We start from the raw sequence: 1,517 nt of genomic DNA, 5'->3' as shown, positions 1-1,517 counted from the left end.
ATCGGATTGCCAGTTTTTCTTGAACCAATCGAAGCCTATTTTAGTGGTCAGATCTATATCGGGATTCATTATTTTAACCGAGAGCAGTTTCATTTCCTTTTCTGCACAATGGAATAAATGCATGTTTTGGGCCGAAATATTTTCGAGATAGGTTACTTTACCCAGCACCCCTTCCCATATCAAATCGCTAAAAACATCGATTTCATTTTCCGCTACCTCCGGTTTTTCCTGTTTTAAACTTTTCCACTCCTCACCGGTAATGGATTGGGTGGCCAAAAAATTGATGAATTCCGGTTGCAGTTCTTCCAGTTGCTGTCGGGTAAGCCTTAAATACTTCATTCTGCAAAAATAAAAAGGCCATACGAAACGTACGACCTTATCCTTATAAATAATTGAATCGGCCTTAAAAAATATAGCGTAATCCGAATTGTACCTGCCAGCGGGATAGTAAACTGGCATCGAAACCGAAAGATTCGGTCAATTCGGGACTAAAGGTGTAGGTAGGTATATTATTTTCGTCTACGCTTACCGATACGGGGTTAAAATTGTTAGGTTGCTGTATCACGCCCCAATCACTGTTCAAAAGGTTTCCAAAGTTTAAGATATCGGCACTGAACTGAACCGTATGCGTTTTGTTTTCGGCAACGTTGAAATTATAATCCTGCAGAAATTTTACGTCCCAACGGCCGCGCCATGGTGCCAATGCCCCGTACCTATCGAAATAGTCGCCGCGGTTATCGCTCAGATAATCATCTTGTTGGATAAAACTCTCATAGGCTTGCGCTTGGCCATCCCCGGAGAACTGCATCTGCTGCACCTCGGCTTCCGTGGGAATATACAGCAGGTCGTTATTTTGAAACGAGCTGTCATTATTGATATTTCCCGCATAGGTATAATTGAAGCGTCCGCCTTGGGCATATTCGAAGAAGGTAGAAATCACGGTACCCCATCTACCTTGACCATATGTAAACTGTTTTGAACCGACCCCTATAAACCGATGGGTATCCCCATATTTGGAAAAGGACAGCACATCGTCGTTCGCATTGCCCAAATTGGGGTTAAAGTCAAAGGCATCGCCGGTGATTTCAGCTTCGATGGAATTTACGTCCTTGGCGTTCAAATAATTATATGCCACGCTGGCAAATAGTCCGTTGTCCCAATTTTTCTGCGCTTTTAAGGATGCGTTCCAGATTCTGCCCTTATCCGAATTTGTGAAAACATAGGCATTGGTAGCTCCGCCAAATTCATTGACCGCTCGATCTGCTGGTAAATATACCGGTCTGTTATCGACGCCCTGCAAGGATCCCGAAGGAGTATCCAATCCCCAGTTCTGTACATGGGCAGCGTTAAGATCCTTGGTATAGGAAATGTCAGCGGTCAAAATGATGTCGTTCTCAAAACGATGATCGGCACCGATATTGGTACGCCATACTTGAGGCCATTTAAAGTCAGGATCTACAATCTGATAAAAGAAAAAGTCAACGGCCTGAACCTGATTTCCCAACCACACAAAGGGG

The 1,517-nt window shown here is 43.8% G+C and carries 1 protein-coding gene and 1 pseudogene; both read right to left on the bottom strand.

Annotated elements, in window-relative coordinates; genetic code table 11:
* The coding region (locus ACEW8S_RS13970; RefSeq protein ID WP_373518756.1) for a DUF6495 family protein at positions 1-339 on the bottom strand (339 nt) is incomplete at its 3' end.
* A 64-nt stretch (positions 340-403) separates the two neighbouring features.
* Positions 404-1,517: pseudogene (locus ACEW8S_RS13965) on the bottom strand (TonB-dependent receptor); the annotation flags it as partial.

Source organism: Pricia sp. (assembly GCF_041745955.1).
Taxonomy (GTDB): Bacteria; Bacteroidota; Bacteroidia; order Flavobacteriales; family Flavobacteriaceae; genus Pricia.
Note: the sequence above shows the minus strand (reverse complement) of the source record. Positions and strands in the feature narration are given on the sequence as shown.